9 protein-coding genes are annotated in these 17,593 nt (G+C 72.6%); all 9 read right to left on the bottom strand.

Annotated features, from left to right (window positions below; genetic code table 11):
- Positions 1-66: 66 nt before the first annotated feature.
- Complete coding sequence (locus ACFZDJ_RS33740) at positions 67-741, bottom strand: hypothetical protein (protein ID WP_391064535.1); 675 nt, start codon at positions 739-741, stop codon at positions 67-69.
- Positions 738-1,160 carry a hypothetical protein gene (locus ACFZDJ_RS33735; protein ID WP_384909731.1) on the bottom strand — a complete coding sequence of 141 codons (423 nt, stop codon included), beginning with the start codon at positions 1,158-1,160 and terminating at the stop codon, positions 738-740. Before ACFZDJ_RS33735 ends, ACFZDJ_RS33740 begins: the two co-directional genes overlap by 4 nt.
- Before the next feature lie 3 nt (positions 1,161-1,163).
- Complete coding sequence (locus tag ACFZDJ_RS33730; RefSeq protein WP_390934533.1) at positions 1,164-1,409, bottom strand: hypothetical protein; 246 nt, start codon at positions 1,407-1,409, stop codon at positions 1,164-1,166.
- Between the two features lie 562 nt (positions 1,410-1,971).
- Positions 1,972-4,668 (bottom strand): SpoIIE family protein phosphatase, encoded by a 2,697-nt coding sequence (locus tag ACFZDJ_RS33725; RefSeq protein ID WP_390934535.1) that lies wholly within the window; start codon positions 4,666-4,668, stop codon positions 1,972-1,974.
- A gap of 142 nt (positions 4,669-4,810) precedes the next feature.
- Entirely contained in the window at positions 4,811-6,850 is a 2,040-nt protein-coding gene (locus ACFZDJ_RS33720) for a hypothetical protein (RefSeq protein ID WP_391064532.1), read from the bottom strand.
- Positions 6,847-8,970 (bottom strand): hypothetical protein, encoded by a 2,124-nt coding sequence (locus tag ACFZDJ_RS33715; RefSeq protein WP_391064529.1) that lies wholly within the window; start codon positions 8,968-8,970, stop codon positions 6,847-6,849. The genes ACFZDJ_RS33720 and ACFZDJ_RS33715 overlap by 4 nt, the downstream gene beginning before the upstream one ends.
- A gap of 58 nt (positions 8,971-9,028) precedes the next feature.
- Positions 9,029-11,623 carry a hypothetical protein gene (locus tag ACFZDJ_RS33710; RefSeq protein WP_391064525.1) on the bottom strand — a complete coding sequence of 865 codons (2,595 nt, stop codon included), beginning with the start codon at positions 11,621-11,623 and terminating at the stop codon, positions 9,029-9,031.
- Positions 11,620-15,174: a tubulin-like doman-containing protein gene (locus tag ACFZDJ_RS33705; protein WP_391064522.1), complete on the bottom strand. Its 3,555-nt coding sequence runs from the start codon at positions 15,172-15,174 to the stop codon at positions 11,620-11,622. The genes ACFZDJ_RS33710 and ACFZDJ_RS33705 overlap by 4 nt, the downstream gene beginning before the upstream one ends.
- Positions 15,175-15,304: 130 nt before the next feature.
- Complete coding sequence (locus ACFZDJ_RS33700; protein ID WP_391064519.1) at positions 15,305-17,578, bottom strand: VWA domain-containing protein; 2,274 nt, start codon at positions 17,576-17,578, stop codon at positions 15,305-15,307.
- Positions 17,579-17,593 lie beyond the last annotated feature (15 nt).

Below are 17,593 nucleotides of genomic sequence, written 5' to 3'. Positions count from 1 at the left end.
GAACTCATACCTGAAGCGACCGCTGCGGTCCGCGCCGCGGGTCCGATCATGATCGCCCGGAAGGATCTAGGCGGCGCGGGTGGCGGCGCTACGGAACGCGAACGACGTCGCGCGTGACTGTCGCCCGGGGTCGAAGGCGTCGGTGGCGCCCGCGCCTTCGTTGCCGGGGCCGGTGTTCCAGCCCTCGATCTTCCGGGCGGCGCCCTTCACCTTGGGGTGGCCGGGCTTGTACGCGATCTCGAAGTGGGACTCCTTGGGCGTCTTGAAGTCGCCGCCCCACGCCAGGACCCCATCCAGCTCGGCGAGGATGTCGCGGATGACGATCATCTCCGGGGGGTATAAGCCGCCCTTGACACCAAGCGGGTAGGCCTGGGGTCTGATTTCTACGGCCGTGCCGGACAGGTAGTTCGACTCGTGACGCTCGCGGATGCGGCGGGAGGTCCGATGACCTCTGACGTCACCCTCGCGGAGCTGGTCGATCTCGTAGTGGAAGCGTCGCGCGACGTACAGCAGAATCGTCGCGGCGTCACCTTCGGCGAGGTGGACGGACTGGTCGCTGCCTTCGATCGGGAAGTTCCTCGCTTCGGGCAGGACTTCCCAGCCGTTGGCGGAGCGGTGCCCCGTCCAGGCCGTCTCCCGTGCGGCGGCCGAGGCCGGGGACGCCCCCAGTGATCCGATGGTGACGGCTCCGGCGAACCCGGCGGTGGCACCGACGAAGTGGCGCCTGGTCAGCTCGTTCACGCTGTGCCCTTCTTGACGCGTTGGTTGACGACGGCCAGTCGTACGGCCAGGCCCAGGCAGATGGCGGCCAGCAGGGGCAGGATCACCAGGGCCGGGTTGACCCAGGCCGGGACCAGGTCGTAGGTGGCGTTGCACTTGTCGTGCAGGGGGAACCATCGCGAAGGCTCTTGCCAGTGCGTGGAGCGGTAGGAGCGGTCGTAGGTGGCGCCGGCCGCGTGGCAGGACTCTTCCGCGTCCAGGGAGGAACCCGAGAGGCCGCCGATGATCCACGTGACGACGGTGGTGACGAAGCAGAGCGCGGCTGTCACGACGAACCAGCCGGGTGTCTTCCACCGGCCGGTGAACAGGGGCCTGCTCCACAGTCCCAGCACGAGCAGCGCGGGTACGGCGAGGAAGAGGAAGTTCGCGATGACGTCCATGGTTCAGTGGCCGACTCGAGCGGCTGCCCGCCGGCCGGCGTCCTTGAGGTACTTCTGCAGGTTGCTCTTGTAGGTGGCGGCCATGGTGTTCTCCAGGCCGGTGAGGGCGAGCATGCGGTCGCTGAAGCCCAGACAGAACGCGTCGAGTTTGTCGCCGCCGCCGGGAAGATTGATCATCACGGACGGAAGCATGGCTCCGGAGGCCATGATGAGCTTCTTGCGGGCGAGGTCGACGGTGACGTCGTCCACGGCCGTGAGAATGTTCCAGCAGGACTGCTTGCAGTTGCCGGCGGATGTGCCCGATGAGGATGGCCGGCGTGCACGCTAGGGCAACCGCGACTTCGCGGCCATCCCCGCAACCAACACCGGTACAGCGAAACTGGCCTATCGCGACATGGAGCCGTGTGACGCCCGTCACCGCGCCGGGGGTTGTGCGATTTCAAGCCGCTTCACGGCCGTATCGGGCCAATCCATGTGCCGCCGGGCCGCGTGCCCGCACGTCGTCAAGGTGGGCGCACCCGGCCTTCACAGGGATGGCTTCACCGGGGGGAAGTTCTCATGGCACGGCGGACCGCGGCGGTCCTCGCCATCAGCCTGACCGTGGTTCTGGCTGCTGCGGCCTGTAGTGCTGCCGACCACGTGGCCACACAGCCGACCACCCATCACATCGATGCTGGAGTAGCCGTCGAAGGCGCAGGGTGTGGTGCCGGTGTTGGTCGCGCTCAACAGGGCTGCGGGGCGTCCACCACACCCCGCTCGCAACGACTACGGCGCCTCGACAGGCGCCCAGCTCGATCCTTGCCGAAAGCGTTCACGGGCGGGGCTGCCCGGTGACCCGCGGCAGTGCCTGTTCGGCCCAGATGACCTTGCCCTGGGGGGTGTACCGGGTGCCCCAGCGCTCGGCCATCTGCGACACCAGGAACAGGCCCCGGCCTCCCTCGTCCATGGTCGCCGCATAGCGCAGATGCGGCGAGGTGCTGCTGCTGTCGGCCACCTCGCAGATGAGCGTACGGTCGTGGATCAGCCGCACGTGGATCGGCTCGGAGCCGTAGCGGATGGCGTTGGTGATGAGCTCGCTCAGGATGAGTTCCATGCTGAAGCCGAGCTCGGACAGCCCCCACTCGTCGAGCTTCCGGGACACGGTGCCGCGCATCCCGGCGACGGCGGCCGGGTCGAGCGGCACGTCCCAGTCGGCGATCCGGTCGGGCGGCAGCCCCTGGGTGCGGGCGATGAGCAGGGCGACATCGTCCTTGGGACGCCCGGGCAGCAGCTCGTCCAGCACGGCCTGGCAGCTCTCCTCGGGCGACCGGTCGGGGTGCCCCGCCAGTGCTTCGCGCAGCAGTTCCATGCCCACGTCCAGGTCGCGTCTGCGGTCCTCGATGAGTCCGTCGGTGTACAGGACGAGCTGGGCGCCCTCCGCGATGTCCAGTTCGGCGGTCTGGAACGGCAGGCCGCCCAGGCCGAGGGGAGGCCCGGTCGGCACGTCCACGAAGGTGACGGTTCCGTCGGGGTGGACCAGCGCGGGCGCCAGGTGCCCCGCACGTGCCATGACACAGCGGCGTGTCACGGGGTCGTAGATCGCGTACAGGCAGGTGGCGCCCACGACGCCCGCGGCGGCATCCGTGTCCCGCTCGTCCTGGTCGATCCGGCCGACCAGGTCGTCCAGATGGCTCAGCAGCTCGTCGGGGGGCAGATCGAGGGTGGAGAAGTTGTGCACCGCGGTCCGCAGCCGCCCCATCGTGGCGGCGGCGTGCAGCCCGTGGCCGACCACGTCGCCGACGGCCAGTGCCACCCGGCTGCCCGGCAGGGGGATCACATCGAACCAGTCCCCGCTCACGCCCGACTGGGCGGGCAGGTAGCGGTAGCCGACGTCGAGGGCGCTCTGCTCGGGCAGGGCCCGCGGCAGCAGGCTGCGCTGGAGGGTGACCGCCAGCGCGTGCTCGCGGGTGTAGCGGCGGGCGTTGTCGATGCTGACCGCGGCACGGGCCACCAGTTCCTCCGCCAGCGACAGCTCCTCCTCGTCGAAGGGCTCGTGCTGCTTGGCGCGCCAGAAGTTGGCCACGCCCAGCACGACACCGCCGGCCTGGATCGGGGCGGCGATGAGGGAGTGGATGCCGTAGTCGACGATCTCCTTGGTGCGCTCAGGGTCCTGCGCGTGCCAGCCCACGGCGGTCGACAGGTCCGTCACCAGTTCGGAGCGGCCGCTGCCGTAGCCGCGCGCCTGGGGCGTGGAGGGCACGAAGTCGATCAGTCGGCCCCTTTCGTAGAGCGGATGGTCGTTCCGGATGCCGCACACGGCGATGCGTCGCAGGTCCGTCGCCGTGGGGGCCGGCTCCTCGCCGTGCAGCACGGCGTCGGCCAGGTCGACGGTGACGAAGTCGGCGAAGCGGGGGACGGCGACCCGCGCCAGCTCGTCGGCGGTGCGCCGCACGTCCAGGGTGGTGCCGACGCCGAGTCCGGCGTCGTACAGCAGCTTGAGCCGCTCCCGTGCGACCTCCGCCCTGCCGGTGACCGCCTGGAGCTCGGTGGAGTCGCGCAGCGTCACCACCGTTCCCCCGATGCCTCCGTCGCGCCCCGTGGGCCGCTGGTTGACCGCCAGCAGCCGCTCCCCGGCGAAGTGCACCTCGTCGGTGGCCTCGCGCCCGGAGACGAGCAGCTCCACCGTCTCGGGTTCGAGGTTCGACAGCTGCGACACGAGCCGCCCCTCGGCGTCGGGGGGCAGCTCCAGCAGCCGTCTGGCCTCGTCGTTCGCCAGCAGCAGCCGCCCGTCGCCGGCGACGATGAGCACTCCTTCGCGTACGGAGTGCAGCACCGTGTCGTGGTGGCTGTACATGCGGGTCATCTCGTCCGGGGCCAGGCTGTGGGTCTGCCGTCGCAGCCGTCGGCCCACCAGTGCCGTCACCCCGGTGGACACCACGAGTGCCCCGGCCCCGGCGCCCAGGATGATCGGTAGTTGCCGGTTCACCTCACTGGTCACGTTCTTGACCTTCAGACCGGCCGACACCAGGCCCACCACCTTGTCCCCGGTGTCCTTGATGGGGACGGTGGCCTGCACCTCGTGGCCTAGCGGGCCGTGGACGCTCTCCGTGTAGACCCTGCCCGCCAGCGACGGCCCGATGGTGCCCACGAACCGCTTTCCGATCAGGCTCGGTATGGGGTGGGTGTAGCGGATGCCCTTGGTGTTCATGACCACGATGAAGTCGACCCCGGCGGCCCTGCGGGCCGCCTCGGTGGCCGGCTGGAGGATCTTGCTCGGGTCGGGGGTCCGCAGTGCCGCGACGACCCCGGGAGAGTGCGCGAAGGTCTCCGCCGTGGCTACGGAGCGGCGCTTGGCCTCGGCGGTGGTGTCCCGCTCCGACTGCAGGGCGAGGGCGAACACACCGCAGGCCACGAGCAGCACGACCAAGGCCACCTGAAGTACGAACACCTGCCCGGCTACGCTTCGCGGGCTCCTGCTGACCAGTGGCCTGAGTGAAAAGCGTCGAAAACCGGCGAAACGATTCGCCATGTGACCTTTCTAGCACTGGTGATCCCGAGCGGCCATGGCCCACCCGAGCGATGGCCCTCCCCACTCCTGCCCTGCCCCGCCCCGGACACACCGAGGACGCATGATCGCCCGGACAGCCGGTGGCGGGGAGGCGGGCCCGTGTTCACAGGGCGATGAGGACGATCGTGAGGAGTACGGCGATCACGCCGAAGCCGGCTCCCATCACACAGCCCGGGTTGTTCGCCAGGTCGGAGAGCCGGGACGTGAGGGTGGGGGGTCTCGGCGGGGTGGAGGAGGGTTCCGGGGCCGTCGTGGGCGCCGGGACGGCGTGGGGCGACTGAGGGGCGGAGGGGACTCGCTCGCCCCGGCTGAGCACGTCTCGCAGGATCTGCTGCCACAGGACGGGCGGCAGGTCGGGAACCCGGCCGTTCGCCGGGGCGATGATGCTCTGGCGGAGCCAGTTGCCCCCGGTGGGGTGGCTGTCCCGGGTCATGCGGTGGAGCAGCTCGCGCAGATCGCGCAGATAGCGTTCGTCCCGGGCCAGCGGGGCGACGGCCCAGGTGAAGAGGTCGGCGGCCCGGGTGACCATGGCCGTCCGGGAGACGGGTTCCGGTCCCTGTCCGTACGGCGTGAAGTACAGGCCGTTGTGGAGCACCTCCGCGCACAGGTCGTGCCGCGTCTCCGGTCGGCGCTCCTGGACGCGATGGTCGGTCCCCAGCTCGTCGAGCAGGAGCTCCACGGACTCCGCCGGCAGATCGGCGGAGCGCAGCTCGCCCAGGAGCAATTCGTCGGGCAGGGTGCGCAGACGCGCCGCCAGGAGACGGCGTTGCATGTGGTTCCCGCGCCGATGGTCACGGAGGTCCTCGTGGAGCCCGTACGCCTCGTGGGCGGGAGTCTGGACCGGTGTCTGGACCGGCGTCTGGACCGGCGTCCGCGGGGGGCGTGCAGGGGCCGTGGGGGAAGAATCCGCGGCGGGAGAATCCGCGGGCGCCGGGTCCGCATACGCGTTCGAATGCGGGTCTCCATACGTGTCCGGATACGGGTCCGAGTACGCATCCGCGTGCGGGTCGAGGTACGGGTCGGGGTACGCGTACGGCTTCGGCGGCCGCGTCGCGGACGTCGTCCCGGCCCGCTCCTGGTCCTCGTCCCCCTCCCCGACCGGGCCCGGTTCCGCAGAGCGGGGCGCGGGCGCGTCGGTACGCGTGCCGGTTCGGCGGTCGGTGCTGAGGATCTCGTTCAGCAGGACGCGCCGCCGCGTCCACTCCAGCTCCGCGCCGCCGGCCAGCTCCTCGACCAGCTGGGGCACCCCGGGGGCGGCCTCGGGGTGCGCGAGAAGGTGGTCGAGGAGGTGGTCCACCAGTCGGGCCGCCGCCTTGTGCTCGAACTGGGGCGTGACCCGACGGCCCATGACCCGGGCCAGCGGACCGGCCCCGCCCGCGTCCGGCTCCCAGCGCGGGACGCATGTCAGACGCAGCTGATGGGTGTCCACCGTGTCGTGGGTGGCGAACGTCCACTCCTGCCCCAGCCAGGGGCCGAAGAGCAGGAACAGCCCCAGATACGCCACCGGCACGGCGTCCTGGTCCGGCCAGCCGGGCTGCCCCTTGTCCTCCGCGAGCAGCGACACCCGCTGCGCCGGATCGCGCAGCCACTCCGCGGCGACCAGGATCAGCGCGCGCTTGACCGCCGGCAGCAGCTCCAGCATGGCCGGGAGCCGCTTGCGTGCCAGCGCGTCGAGCTGCGCGCACTCGATCACGCGCTGGCGTCCGGAGGCCTTCTCGGCGGACTCCCGGCTGCCCCAGCCGCCGTAGGAGAGGCCGAGGCACTGGCGGGTCTTCAGGGTTGCGGGGTCACCGATCAGGACATGGCTGATCGTGCTGGGCCGGCCGCCACGGTCCGTGGTGGGCCAGCGCTGGACGAGCATGACGTCGCCGTCGCGGGACAGGGTGCGTACGACGCTCTGCCGCGAGGCGGCCGTACCGGACACCCACAGCAGCGGGCCCAGTTCCCGCCCCAGTTCCTCGGCGCGCCCGGCCGAGCAGGAATGGGCGACGGCCTTCATGCCGGTGCCCTGGCGGCCCTGGTTGCCGTCCCACCGGAAGACGACCTGGTGCACCGAGCCTCCGGTGCCGCCCTCGCCCGGCCCGTGCGCGCCGGCCTGTTCCCCGTGGGCGGCCGGACTCCTCCGATCCCCGAAGTCACTCACTTCGTCTCCCTCACAGTTCCCACCGCTCCCCCGGTTCGTCCGGCCCTCCCCGACGGCACCGCCTCGAACGCGGGCGCCTCTCCCACGGCGAACGCCTCGGCGCCGCCCGGCACTTCGACCATCCCCTGCAGCGCCAGCAGTGCGAGCAGCGGCTCCAGCACCCGCCGGGGCCCCGCCCCCGCCGGATAACGGCCCTGGTCCTCCTGGCCGCCGGTGGCCGACGCGACATGCAGGGTGCAGCGGCGGATCGCGTCGAAGGGACGCAGCCAGGCCGGCCCGGCGTGCTGTCGCAGCAGCCCGTACACGTCCCGGCTCTCCTCACGCATCCGTTCGGGGTCCAGGGAGGTGGCCGGTGCCTGGCCGAGCCACCGGTCCACGGGCGGCTGGAACCGCAGGAGGTCCGCCTTGCCGAGCACCATCGCGGCGGCCACGTCCAGATACGGTCCGTTCTTCGGCAGCCGGTCGAGGACGGTGCCGAAGGCGAGGTCGCCGTCCCGGTTCACCTCGACACCCCAGCGTTCCCTGGCGTGGTCCAGATGCGGCAGCGGAAGGGCCAGCGCCGGGTCGACGACGAAGATCAGGGCGTCGATCCCGAGCAGGAAGCGCAGCGCGGCGTCGGTCCGTACGAGGTCCTCGCCGCCGAGGTCGAAGAAGGCGACCGGCCGTACCTGCCCGTGGGCGTCGGTGATGAGGAGGGACTCCACGAAGCGGGCGAAGCCGTCCAGGCCGAGGGCGCCGGTGTGGTCGAGGACCTTGCCGTTGCGCAGCGGCTGCACCCGTTCCCGTACGAACCGGGCGTGCTGCTCCGGGTTGACGGACTGCCACTTCAGGCCGAACGGCTCCAGGCCGCCGTCGGTGATCTCCGCGATCATCTGGGTCAGCAGATGGCTCTTGCCGGTGGACGACTGACCGACCATCGCGACGGTCAGCGGGCGGCCGTAGGTGAGGTAGGGCACCGGGATGAAGTGCTCGGGGAAGTCCCGGTCCGCGGTGCACTTCTGGACGGCGCCGCGCATGACGTCCTGGCGGCGCAGGGCGTTGCCGATCGTCGAGACGTCCAGCGGCTTGTACTGCATCCTGCTGTCGGTGACGAAGAGCGAGGCGAGGTCGAGCTGGATGTGCTCCAGGCAGTACGGGCACAGCACCTGGCCGTCGCTGCTGCGCCCGGCCGGTGTCCTGGACTCCTGGTGGGTGACGGGCGCCTGCTGCTTGAGGCGCAGCGCCTGCTCGAACGCCTCCCGGTGCGCGCGGGTCTCGTCGGCGGGCACGGTGAGCGTGACACGCCGGGCGGCCCCCGGTGCCAGCAGGTCGAGCAGTTCCGCGGGGGTCGGCCGGTCGGCGGCCAGCGGGGCGAAGGCGCCCCGCAACGTCTCGGCGAGCACCCGGTGTTCGCCGAGGTCGGTGGGTGCCCGGTCACCGGGGCCGGGCCTGCCCGTCACCAGCTGGTAGAGCACCTGGGCGGCGCTCCACACCGCGTCCCGGGAGTCGACGAGCCCCTCACCCCTGCGCTGTTCGGGCGAGCAGTAGGGCGCCCGGCCCCACCGGCTCCTCGGCCGTCCGGTACGGGCCGCCCCCTCCAGTCCCCAGAGCTGGACCGAGGCGCCGTCCCAGAGCACGGTGGCGGGCGAGATGCCCCGCAGGACCAGCTCCTGGCTGTCGAGCAGGCACAGAGCGAGCATCAGGTCGCGGGTGAGGACCCGTTGGTCGGTCGCGGACATCACATGGGTACGCGCGATGGCGGTGCCGCGCGGCGCGGCGTACAGCAGGAACGGCTCGGCCGCGTCCAGTTCGTAGCCGACGATCCTCGGGAAGAGCGCCGTGTACTCCGTGTCGTCGAGCGCTCGGTGCAGTTGCAGGGCGGTGCCCGCCTCCGCGTCGAGCAGGGCGCGCGCGGCCGGGTTCGCCGCGTCGGTGGCGTTCAGGCGGACCTGGACGCACTGCTGCCCCTCGTCGTCGAGCAGTCCGTTGCGGATCAGCTGGGGCAGCAGCGGATCGCGGCGGGACTCGGGGCCGAAGCGGACGGGGGCGACCCGGCGCCGGCCCGAGGGGACGGTGAACGCGAGCGTCTTCCAGCGCGGACCGTCCGGCTCCGTCAGGTGGGGGTGCGAGGTGCTGGTCACCAGCGGTTGCCGTCCTCTCGGTCGTACGGGTGCGCCGGGCCGGGATGCGGGGTGCGGGTCACCAGCTGTCGCCGTCCTCGTGGTCGTCCGCGTCCTCGCGGTCGTAGGGGTCGAGCCCGTCGGCCGGGGAGTTCTGGCGGGAGCGGACGGTGTCCACCACGCCCATCCGCAGCGGGGTGAGCCGGACCAGGCCGGCGTAGCGTCCCGTGGAGGTCCACAGCGTCTGCTCCGGCGGTACGCAGCCGGTGGTCCGCCAGGTCTTCTCGACCTCGTCGCGCACGGCCTCCGGCGCGAACCTGATCCACACCGCGGCCGCCGGGTCCCGGCTGAGCAGCGTTCCCTGTTCGGGTGAGGAGAGTTGGACCACGGCCTGCCGGTCCGCCTCCGTGCCGACCAGGTCGGCCACCCGGCGCGGGTCGGTGCCCAGCAGGTTCGCCGAGCCGGCCCGGGTGCGGTGATCGGCGGCGAACGGGGGCGGGGCCAGTACGCCGTTGTGCTGGAGGTGGCGGCGGGCCGTCGAGAGCAGGTCGCGGACCCGTTCCTCGGTGCGCCGGACGGCGAGGGCGCCGGCCTGGCCGCGCTCGACGGCACCCCAGTAGGGCCCCATCGCCACCATGGCGGCGTCCGTCAGATCACCGGCCAGGGCGGCGACGAGCTCCGGTCCGCCCTCCCCGCTCTCGCGGTCCAGCCAGCGCGGAACCCCCGCGGTGCGGTCCGCCCACGGGTCGGCGGGCCCGGCGGACTCCGCGAACTCGCCCCGCGCGCCGGGCTCGCCGGGCTCGCTCCAGGAAGCCCCGTCCTGCCAGGCGTACGCGCTCGCCCAGTCGCTGTCCCCGTCGTCGGACACCGCGAACGCGTCCGTCTCCAGGACCGAGGCGCTGGTCAGCCAGTCGTCCGCGTCGAGCGGCTCGGAGGCGGACGCGCCGGTGACCGTGGGCCGCTCGGGCTCGGGCACCGCCTCGGCGGCCGCGGCGGCGGCCGTCGCCCGCAGCATGCCGGCGACGGACCGGGCGGCGTCGGCGCAGTGCAGGCGCTCCTCGACGGCCCAGTGTTCACGGACCGCCTCGGCCAGCAGCGCGTCGAGCCCGTCCAGGGCCTTGCGCAGCGCGGTGGTGGCGTGGAAGGCCGCCCAGGAGTCGATCGCTGCGCGCCACAGCCGGCGTGCCGTCTCCACCGCGACACCGAGGCCCGCCAGCAGACCGACGGCGCTCAGCCAGAGCGGAAGCTCGACCGCGTACGCCACCGCCACACCGGCCGCGGCGCCGCCGAGTGCCGCGGCCCGGGGTCCCCAGCCCCAGCGGCCGGGGCGTCCCGCGCCCCGCAGCCTGGACGCGCCGAGCAGCGCCACCGCGACGAACACCAGCGGGACGGCGATCGCCAGCGCCGTCAGGGGCCCCCGCCACAGGGCGCCGAGGAGCCCCGCCGCGGCCGCCGCGGGCAGTGCGCCGCGCCCCGTGGCCACGGGGCCGTTCCCCACGGCGGGCCGCCGGGACACCGCTTCGGTGGAGTGGTCGGCGAGTTTGCGCACCAGTGCCGAACCCGGTACGGGCTCCACCCGCCCGGCCAGCCCGGTGAAGCGCTGGGCCACGGACCGCAGGGCGAGCCCCTGTCCCAGCAGCTTTCCGGCGAACTCCCGCAGTCCCTCGCCGATCCGCTCCCCCATGCCCTCGGCCGAGGGCACCCGCAGACCGAGGGCCCCGAGCCGGGCCGCCGTCTCGGCGGCGGACGGCGCCGTACCGGAGCCGCCGCCGCGCAGAGCCGTGCCGACGAGGTCCCGGTACTCGTCGAGCGCCTGGTGCGCCTGGTCGAGGTCCGCCTCGAACGCCTGCCTGCGGGAGGCCCACAACAGCCCGGGCAGGGACCGCAGTCCGGCGAGCGCGTCCTCGGCGTAGTCGAGGGCCTGCGCGCAGGCGGCGTACGTGCTGTCCGCCACGCCGCCCGGCTCCCGGTGCCGTTGGTCGCGGCCGCCCCGGCCCGCCACCAGACTCCGCAGCGGCTCCGGCAGATCGGCGCCGGAGGAGGCGGTCACCAGCAGGTCGGGGGCGAGTTCGCTGTCCTCACCCGCGAACCTGAGGAGCGCGTCGCGCCAGGCCCGGTCGCGCACCTCCAGCGGCAGGTCCTGCTCCAGCAGCCGCACACCGGGCGCGGCGACGGCGTCGGGCAGCGCCCCGAGGCCGTCGAGGACCTTCAGATAGACGTCCGGGACCGACAGCACGTCCACCAGGACGGCGAGCGCCTCCGGGGCGTCGGGTTCGGGCTGTTCCAGCGCCGTGCGCGCGGAGCGCAGATCGCCCGCCCACAGCAGGGCGGTGCCCGAGGCCCGCAGCACCGCGGGCCGCACCAGGCGCCGGTCGGGCTGGAAGGCCTCGTCCTCACCCGCGTACGAACCGGGTGCGCTGCCCACCAGCAGGACCAGGATCCTGACCTCGCCCACGGCCCGGTAGGCGGTGAGCAGTTCGTACTGCCGTCGGTGGTCGGTCAGCCCGGCCGGGGTGTCGACCACCAGGAACAGCGGGTCGTCGGGTTCGGGCAGCCCGGCCCGGCCCAACTGCCGGGCGACACTGGCCCGTAGGGCCTTGGCGGTGTCGAGTTCCGCCGCGCCGCTGCGCAGGTCCAGCTGGATGACGGTGCCGAGGTCTTCGGACGTCTTCACTCCGGGTCACCGTCCCAGGGGTTGCGGCGGGAGCGCTCGCGCTCGCCTTCGTCGCCGTACGGGCCGGGGTCACCGGGCTCGTCCCAGGGCACCGAGGGCCGGTCGGCGCCGCCGGAGCGCCCGTTGACACGGTCGCCCCGGTCACCGCGATCGGCCGGGTCGGCGCGGTCACCCCGATCGCCCCGATCACCGCGTTCGGCGCGATCGGCGCGATCGGCGCGATCGGCGCGATCGGCGTCGTACCCGTCGTCGTAGTCGTCCACGGACGCGCGGCGCGGACGGTCCTCGGTGCCGCTCGGGTACTTGTCGAAGGAGGCGCGCGGTGCGGTGCCCCAGTCGTCTTCATCGGGCACGGCGCGCCGGGGTTCGGGGAACTCCTTGCCGACGCGCGGCGCGGGAGTTCCGCCGCGTACGTGCTCCAGCAGCGTGCGCAGGGTGGGCTGGACGGCGCGCTGGTCCCCGAACTCGGTGTCCAGTGCGGCCGGCAGTGTCTTCGCCCAGAACTCCCACAGCGGGCGCACCCATCCCTCGACCCGCTCGCCGCCGCGCTGCCGGCGGTCGGCCAGCAGTTCCAGCTGACGCGGGGCGGTCTTCTCGACGAGTTCGACGAAGAGCGGATGCGGTTCGCTCGCGCTTCTGGCCAGACCCAGTGGCTGAGTCCCCATCAGTTCGCGGCAGTAGTCCTCCACGGTCCGTTCGTCGTCGAGAACGGTCCAGCGTTCGTACGACCGCAGCAGCTCCGCCCAGCTCGACACCCCGCCGGGGAAGTCCCCCAACCGCAACCGGACGCCGGGTACATGGGCGCCCTTCTCGGGGAACAGCCGCAGCCTCAGCCGCTCCGGCGACGCCGGGTCGCCGTCCACCACGTCGACCTGGCCGTTCCACATGCAGCACAGCAGCCGGTGCAGGATGACGCGGCGGTCCTCCTCACTGCTGACCATCCAGCTGTCCCGGTAGCCGAGCCGCTGCCGCCAGCGCAGTACGTCCTGGGCCTGCTCGGAGTCCTTCGCCCTGGCCCACTGGCGCAGCACCTTGCGGGCTTCGGGCACCTGGGTGAGGCTCATCTCGCTGCGGAAGAGGACCACGGTGACGGAGTCGCTCTCCACTCCCCGGTACTCCACCGAGTTCTTGGCGTCGGACGGCAGCCGCAGCGCCTTGCCGAGGTACTCCTGCACCTCCTCCACGGCCTGCACGCGCGGGTGGGTGACGAGGACCCGCAGCGGCCCGGTGCCCTCCGGGGTGAAGCCCACCGGCAGCAGCCCGGTCAGCTTGCGGCCGAACAGGTCGAGCGCCTCCTTGCTGACCTGGTCGGCGGCGTCCGCGTCACCCGCCGCGGCGGCCAGCAGGGTGCCCATGGCCGGCAGCAGCGGGCGTTCCTCCAGGTGTTCGCCGCTCTCCGCGAACAGCCGGGTGATGCGGCCCTCCAGCTGTGCCTTGACGACCGCGACCGCGTTGTCCGGATTGCGGCGGCTGAGGGTGTGGACCTCGCGCCAGGTGTCCCCGTCGATCATCCTGAGCAGGAGCGCGGCCTCGTCGTCGTTCTCGCGCATTCCCTCCCGGCGGATCAGCCGGGTGACGACGTCCTCGTAGAAGTGGTTGAGGGTGCGCTGCGGCGGCAGCAGATACGAGATCCCGGTGCGGTCCTCGTACAGTTCGAGGCCCTTCTGCGCGGAGACCTTGCGCTCCTGGTCGGAGTGTTTGCGGAAGGCGTTGACCAGGCGTCCGAGGTCGGCCCCGGCGGTGGCCGCCGGGGGCTGCCACTGCTGCTGCTGTTCCCGCCAGGCCTCGTGCCACACGGTCCGGCTGCGCCACTGGTACCAGAGGTCCTGCTCCTGGAGCGCCGCCTGCACGTCGTCGTCGCCCCAGCGGGCCGGTGACATACCGGCCAGCCGGCCCTTGATCCTGGGGGTCTTGGGCGGCTGGTCGGTCACGCCCGGCGGGCGCTGGGGGGCGCGGGAGCGGCTGTCGAGCATGCCGAGGAAGCCGAGCCGGGCGATCGGTTCGTCGCTGCCCGGGACGCCTCTGACGATGCGTTCGGCGAGGAAGGGGTCCACGCTCTGGAGGAGTTTGTCGATGGCGGGGCGCGGGGCGAAACGGTCGGCCATCGAGGCGGCCTGCCGGTCCGCGAAGGACTGGAGGTCGGACAGCAGCCGCTGCATGTCCGTGAGGCGTTCACCGAGCGCCTGCTCGATGGCCTTGCCACCGCGTGGCAGCGGATCGGGCTCCGGGAGGTCCAACTGCTTGCGTTCCCACAGCTCTTCGAGGTGGGAGTCGGCGAACAGCTGCCGGATCAGCGGCACCGCGTTGTCGCGCAGCGCGGTACGGGGCCGCTCCACGAGGTCGGTGACCGCCTCCCGCAACAGCCGGCCCGCCACCAGGTCGGCCAGTTGGTCCATGGGGGCGGTCATGGAGGCCACCAGGCTGGTGGAGACGCCCTGCCGGCCGATGCCGGTGGGGGACACTGCACTGCGGTGCACACCGCGGTTGATGAAGCTCGCGGCGAAGGTCTGGAAGTCGTCGTCGGTCGCCGTCGCCCGACCCCGGGGGCGGCTGTCGCCCAGTTCGGTGCCGATCAGCGACATCACCAGGGAGACGATGGAGCGGCGCAGGTCGTCCTGGCGGATGCCGGCGGTCGGGCTGAACAGGAAGGCCGTGGGCAGGATGCCGGTGCGCAGGCGGATCGGTGTCGTGCCGGGGTAGCGGATGCCGAGCCCGGAGTCGAGGTCCAGGTCGAGGTCGCCGATCTCCGTCCCCTCGCTCGGCGCGTTCTGCGCGTCGACCAGCCGGAACAGGTCGACCAGCGCGCGGGCCGCGTTGAGCTCCGCCTCCCGTCCGCCGCCGCCCGCCGAGGAGAACGAGGACGGCATCACGACCAGCGGGTAGATCTTCACGCCGTCGAAGCGGCGCAGCTGGAAGGCGTGGTTGATCAGGTGCAGATAGTCCAGGAAGATCCCGGCGCCGGTGCCGCCGGCCACCGAGAAGGCGATGAACACGTCGCAGCCGTTGACCTTGCCGCCGCCGAGCTCGGCCAGTTCACCGGCCGACTTGGCGATCGCGTCGATCGCCTGGAGCAGCGGTTCGAGGACCGGGGCGAGGCTGTGCCGGAGCGTGGCGAAGAGGGCGGCGCGTCCGACGGTGGGCAGTTGGCCCGCCCCGTTGTGCAGTGGGGTGACCTTCGGTTCGTCGATGCGCGGCGGCAACCAGTCGGCGACCTCGTCGCGCAGGCTCGCCCGGAGCATCTTGGTCAGTTCGGGTGACGCGTCGAAGTTCGGCAGCAGGTTGTGGGTGGCCCGGGAGGTACGGGCGTACGCGGCCCGCAGCGAGGGGTCCACGTTGAACTGGGGCAGGCGCTGGAGGTCGGACTCGCTGTAGTCCGCGTAGACGAACTGGAGGCAGTCGGGCAGCTGGTAGGGGGCGTGTCCGCTGAGGTGGCTGAGCGCGACGCCGTCCGGCCCGCACAGCTCGGCGCGCAGTTTGCGTTCGAGTTCGGCGCCGACCAGGCCACCGGTGCCGCCCAGGCCGACGAAGAGCATCGGCTGGAAGATCTTCATGGGTTTCCTCCCCGCTTACGGCCGTCGCGACGGCCGGTTCGTGCTCGGTACGTCCGTGGAGTGCGCGCGGCACGGCCGCGCTGCGGTGCGTGGGGGCGGCCCGGTGGCGCCTGGGGCCCGCCCCCTGGCGTCACAGGTACGACCCGTACGAGCTCCCGCTCTCGCCGGTACCGGTCGCGGAGGTGGTGGAGCCCGCGGTCGTCCGCGCGGAGGGCCGCGGTCGGCGGACCTTCGAGGCGCGGGTGTCCTCGCCCAGGGCCAGGCTCAGCGTGTCGGTCAGCTGGACCTGGCCGCGGGCGGGCAGCGGGGTCCGGCCGCCGCCGCGCTTGCGCAGGACCGCTCCGCCCTCGGGGCTGCGCTGGACGGCGTACGGGCCGTGGGCGCGCCGCTCGATGCGCGGGCTGCGGTGGGGTTCGGCGACGGCGAACTCGTACCACTGCTTGTGTCCGTGTCCGGCGAGGTGCTCGCCGAGGACGTCGCCCTCCGCCGAGACCAGCCGCAGCACCAGGCCGAACGGGTCCCTGCGAGTGCGGCGCTGGCGCAGCCAGGCGAGGACCGCCGCGGTGACCAGCGCGATCAGTGCGGCGGCGGACACGAACGCCCACCAGTACTTCGCCCAGATGCCCGGCTCGGGTGTCACCCGCACCGAGAGCGGGGCGCGCACCAGCGTCCGGTCGTGGTCGGTGGTGTCGACGACCGTGACGGTGCCGCCGAGTCGCAGTCCGCCGTCGCCGAGGCGGTCGCCGAAGACGTCGCGGGGGGCGACCTCGACCGTGACCTTCCTGGTGCCGGACTCGCCGGGCTTCACCTGGATCTCGGCCGGGGTGACCGTGAGCAGCCCGGACTTGAGGTCGGCGACGGACAGCCGCAGGGTGTGTGCGGTGTCGCTGGTGTTGTGGACGGCCAGCGTGCCGGTGACGGTGGAGCCGGGGTGGGTGTTCGCGGTGGGCAGTTCGAGCGCGGTGGTGACGGGGAGTGCGCCGGGCGCGATCTGGCCGCCCTCGCTGCGGGTGTCGGCGCTCAGCCCCGAGGCCGTCAGCGTGCCGCTCACCTTCAGTGCCCCGTCGGCGCTCTTGGGGATCTCGACGGAACCGGTGAAGGAGCCGTCGCTCGCCTTGGAGTCGGCCCCCTGGCCGTCGTCGGTGAGGCGCAGCGCCAGCGGGTCGAACCCGTCGCCGGTCAGTTCACTGCGGACGCGCAGCCCCTCGTAGTCGCGCGCGTCCTTGATCTCGTAGCCCTCGCGGGTCTGCAGGCGCATGGTCACCGTGACCTTCTCGCCGGCCTGCGGGGACGGCGGGTCCATGGTGATGGCGCCGCGCAACTCGCCCTGCCACAGCACGCTGACGGCGACGGGCACGGAGCGGTGGCCCTCCGGGGCCTCGGCCTTCACGCGCCAGGTGCCGGGCACCGGGTCGACGATCTTCAGCGCCTCGACCGTGCCGCTGCCGCCCGCCAGCTCGAAACTCGACTTGCGGTACGTCCCCGTGGTGGGGACCTGGTGGCCGTTGGGGTCGAGGTAGGTGATCTTCACCTGGGGGTCGCCCTTGTCGACGACGATGCTGCCCACGGTCGCCAGCGGGGAGATGCCGATCTCCAGGGTGGCGGGCGGCCGCTTGCTGGGGCCCTGTTCGTGGCGCAGGCAGTGGGCGGCGGCGAAGATCTTCTCCAGCATGGGGCCGACGTCCTTGGCCCCGGAGACCTTGCCCGCGCTCGGGCGGGCGGAGGGCAGTTCGACGCAGCCCTTCTGGTATCCGCCGGCGGCGATCCGGTCGAGCTGCGCCTTGTCCGGGTCGGGTCCGAAGCCGAGCGGCCAGATCTGTACGTGCTGGGCGGCGGCGTTCTCGAGCTCCTGCGTCAGCTGCCGTTCGCCCTCGTCCTTGCGGTGCGCGGGGTCGCCGTACTTGGGGCTGTCCTGGACGTCCAGCTTTCCGTCGGTGAGCAGGAACAGCACGCGGGGCCCCGAAGCATCGGTGCCGGTGGTGAGGTCGTGGACTCCCTGGCGTATCGCGCTCGGGAAGTCGGTGCCGGTGCCCTCGTTCTTCGTGCGGCTGCGCAGCTTGCCGACACAGGTGCCGATCGTCTCGCGGCCCGCCGCGTCCAGCGTGGTGCGCGGGCAGACCGGGTCCACCGCGCGCTGTGCGCCGGACTCGGCGGCGGCGAACCCGAAGACGGTGGCGTGGGAGGACGAGGAGACGTCGCCGAGCGCGATGCGTGCGGCGGCGGCCTTCTCGGCCTTCATGTCCTCGGGCGCGAGGCTGGCGGACTCGTCCACGGCGATGGAGTAGTTGACCGCCGGGAAGGCGGGTTCGGAATCCGCCGCCGGCACCGGATCATGACCGGCGGGTGCCAGCAGGGACACGAGCACCGCCATGCCGCCGAGCGCGCCGACCGCGGCGCGGCGCACCCGGCCCCTTCCTGT

The organism is Streptomyces sp. NPDC007896 (assembly GCF_042959425.1).
Classification (GTDB): Bacteria; Actinomycetota; Actinomycetes; order Streptomycetales; family Streptomycetaceae; genus Streptomyces.
The sequence above is the reverse complement of the archived record's forward strand: the minus strand, read 5'-3'. Positions and strand labels throughout refer to the sequence as shown.

Coding starts and splice junctions, on each gene's coding strand:
- ACFZDJ_RS33735 (WP_384909731.1), bottom strand. CDS start 1,160: ATGGACGTCATCGCGAACTTCCTCTTCCTCGCCGTACCCGCGCTGCTC.
- ACFZDJ_RS33725 (WP_390934535.1), bottom strand. CDS start 4,668: ATGGCGAATCGTTTCGCCGGTTTTCGACGCTTTTCACTCAGGCCACTG.
- ACFZDJ_RS33705 (WP_391064522.1), bottom strand. CDS start 15,174: ATGAAGATCTTCCAGCCGATGCTCTTCGTCGGCCTGGGCGGCACCGGT.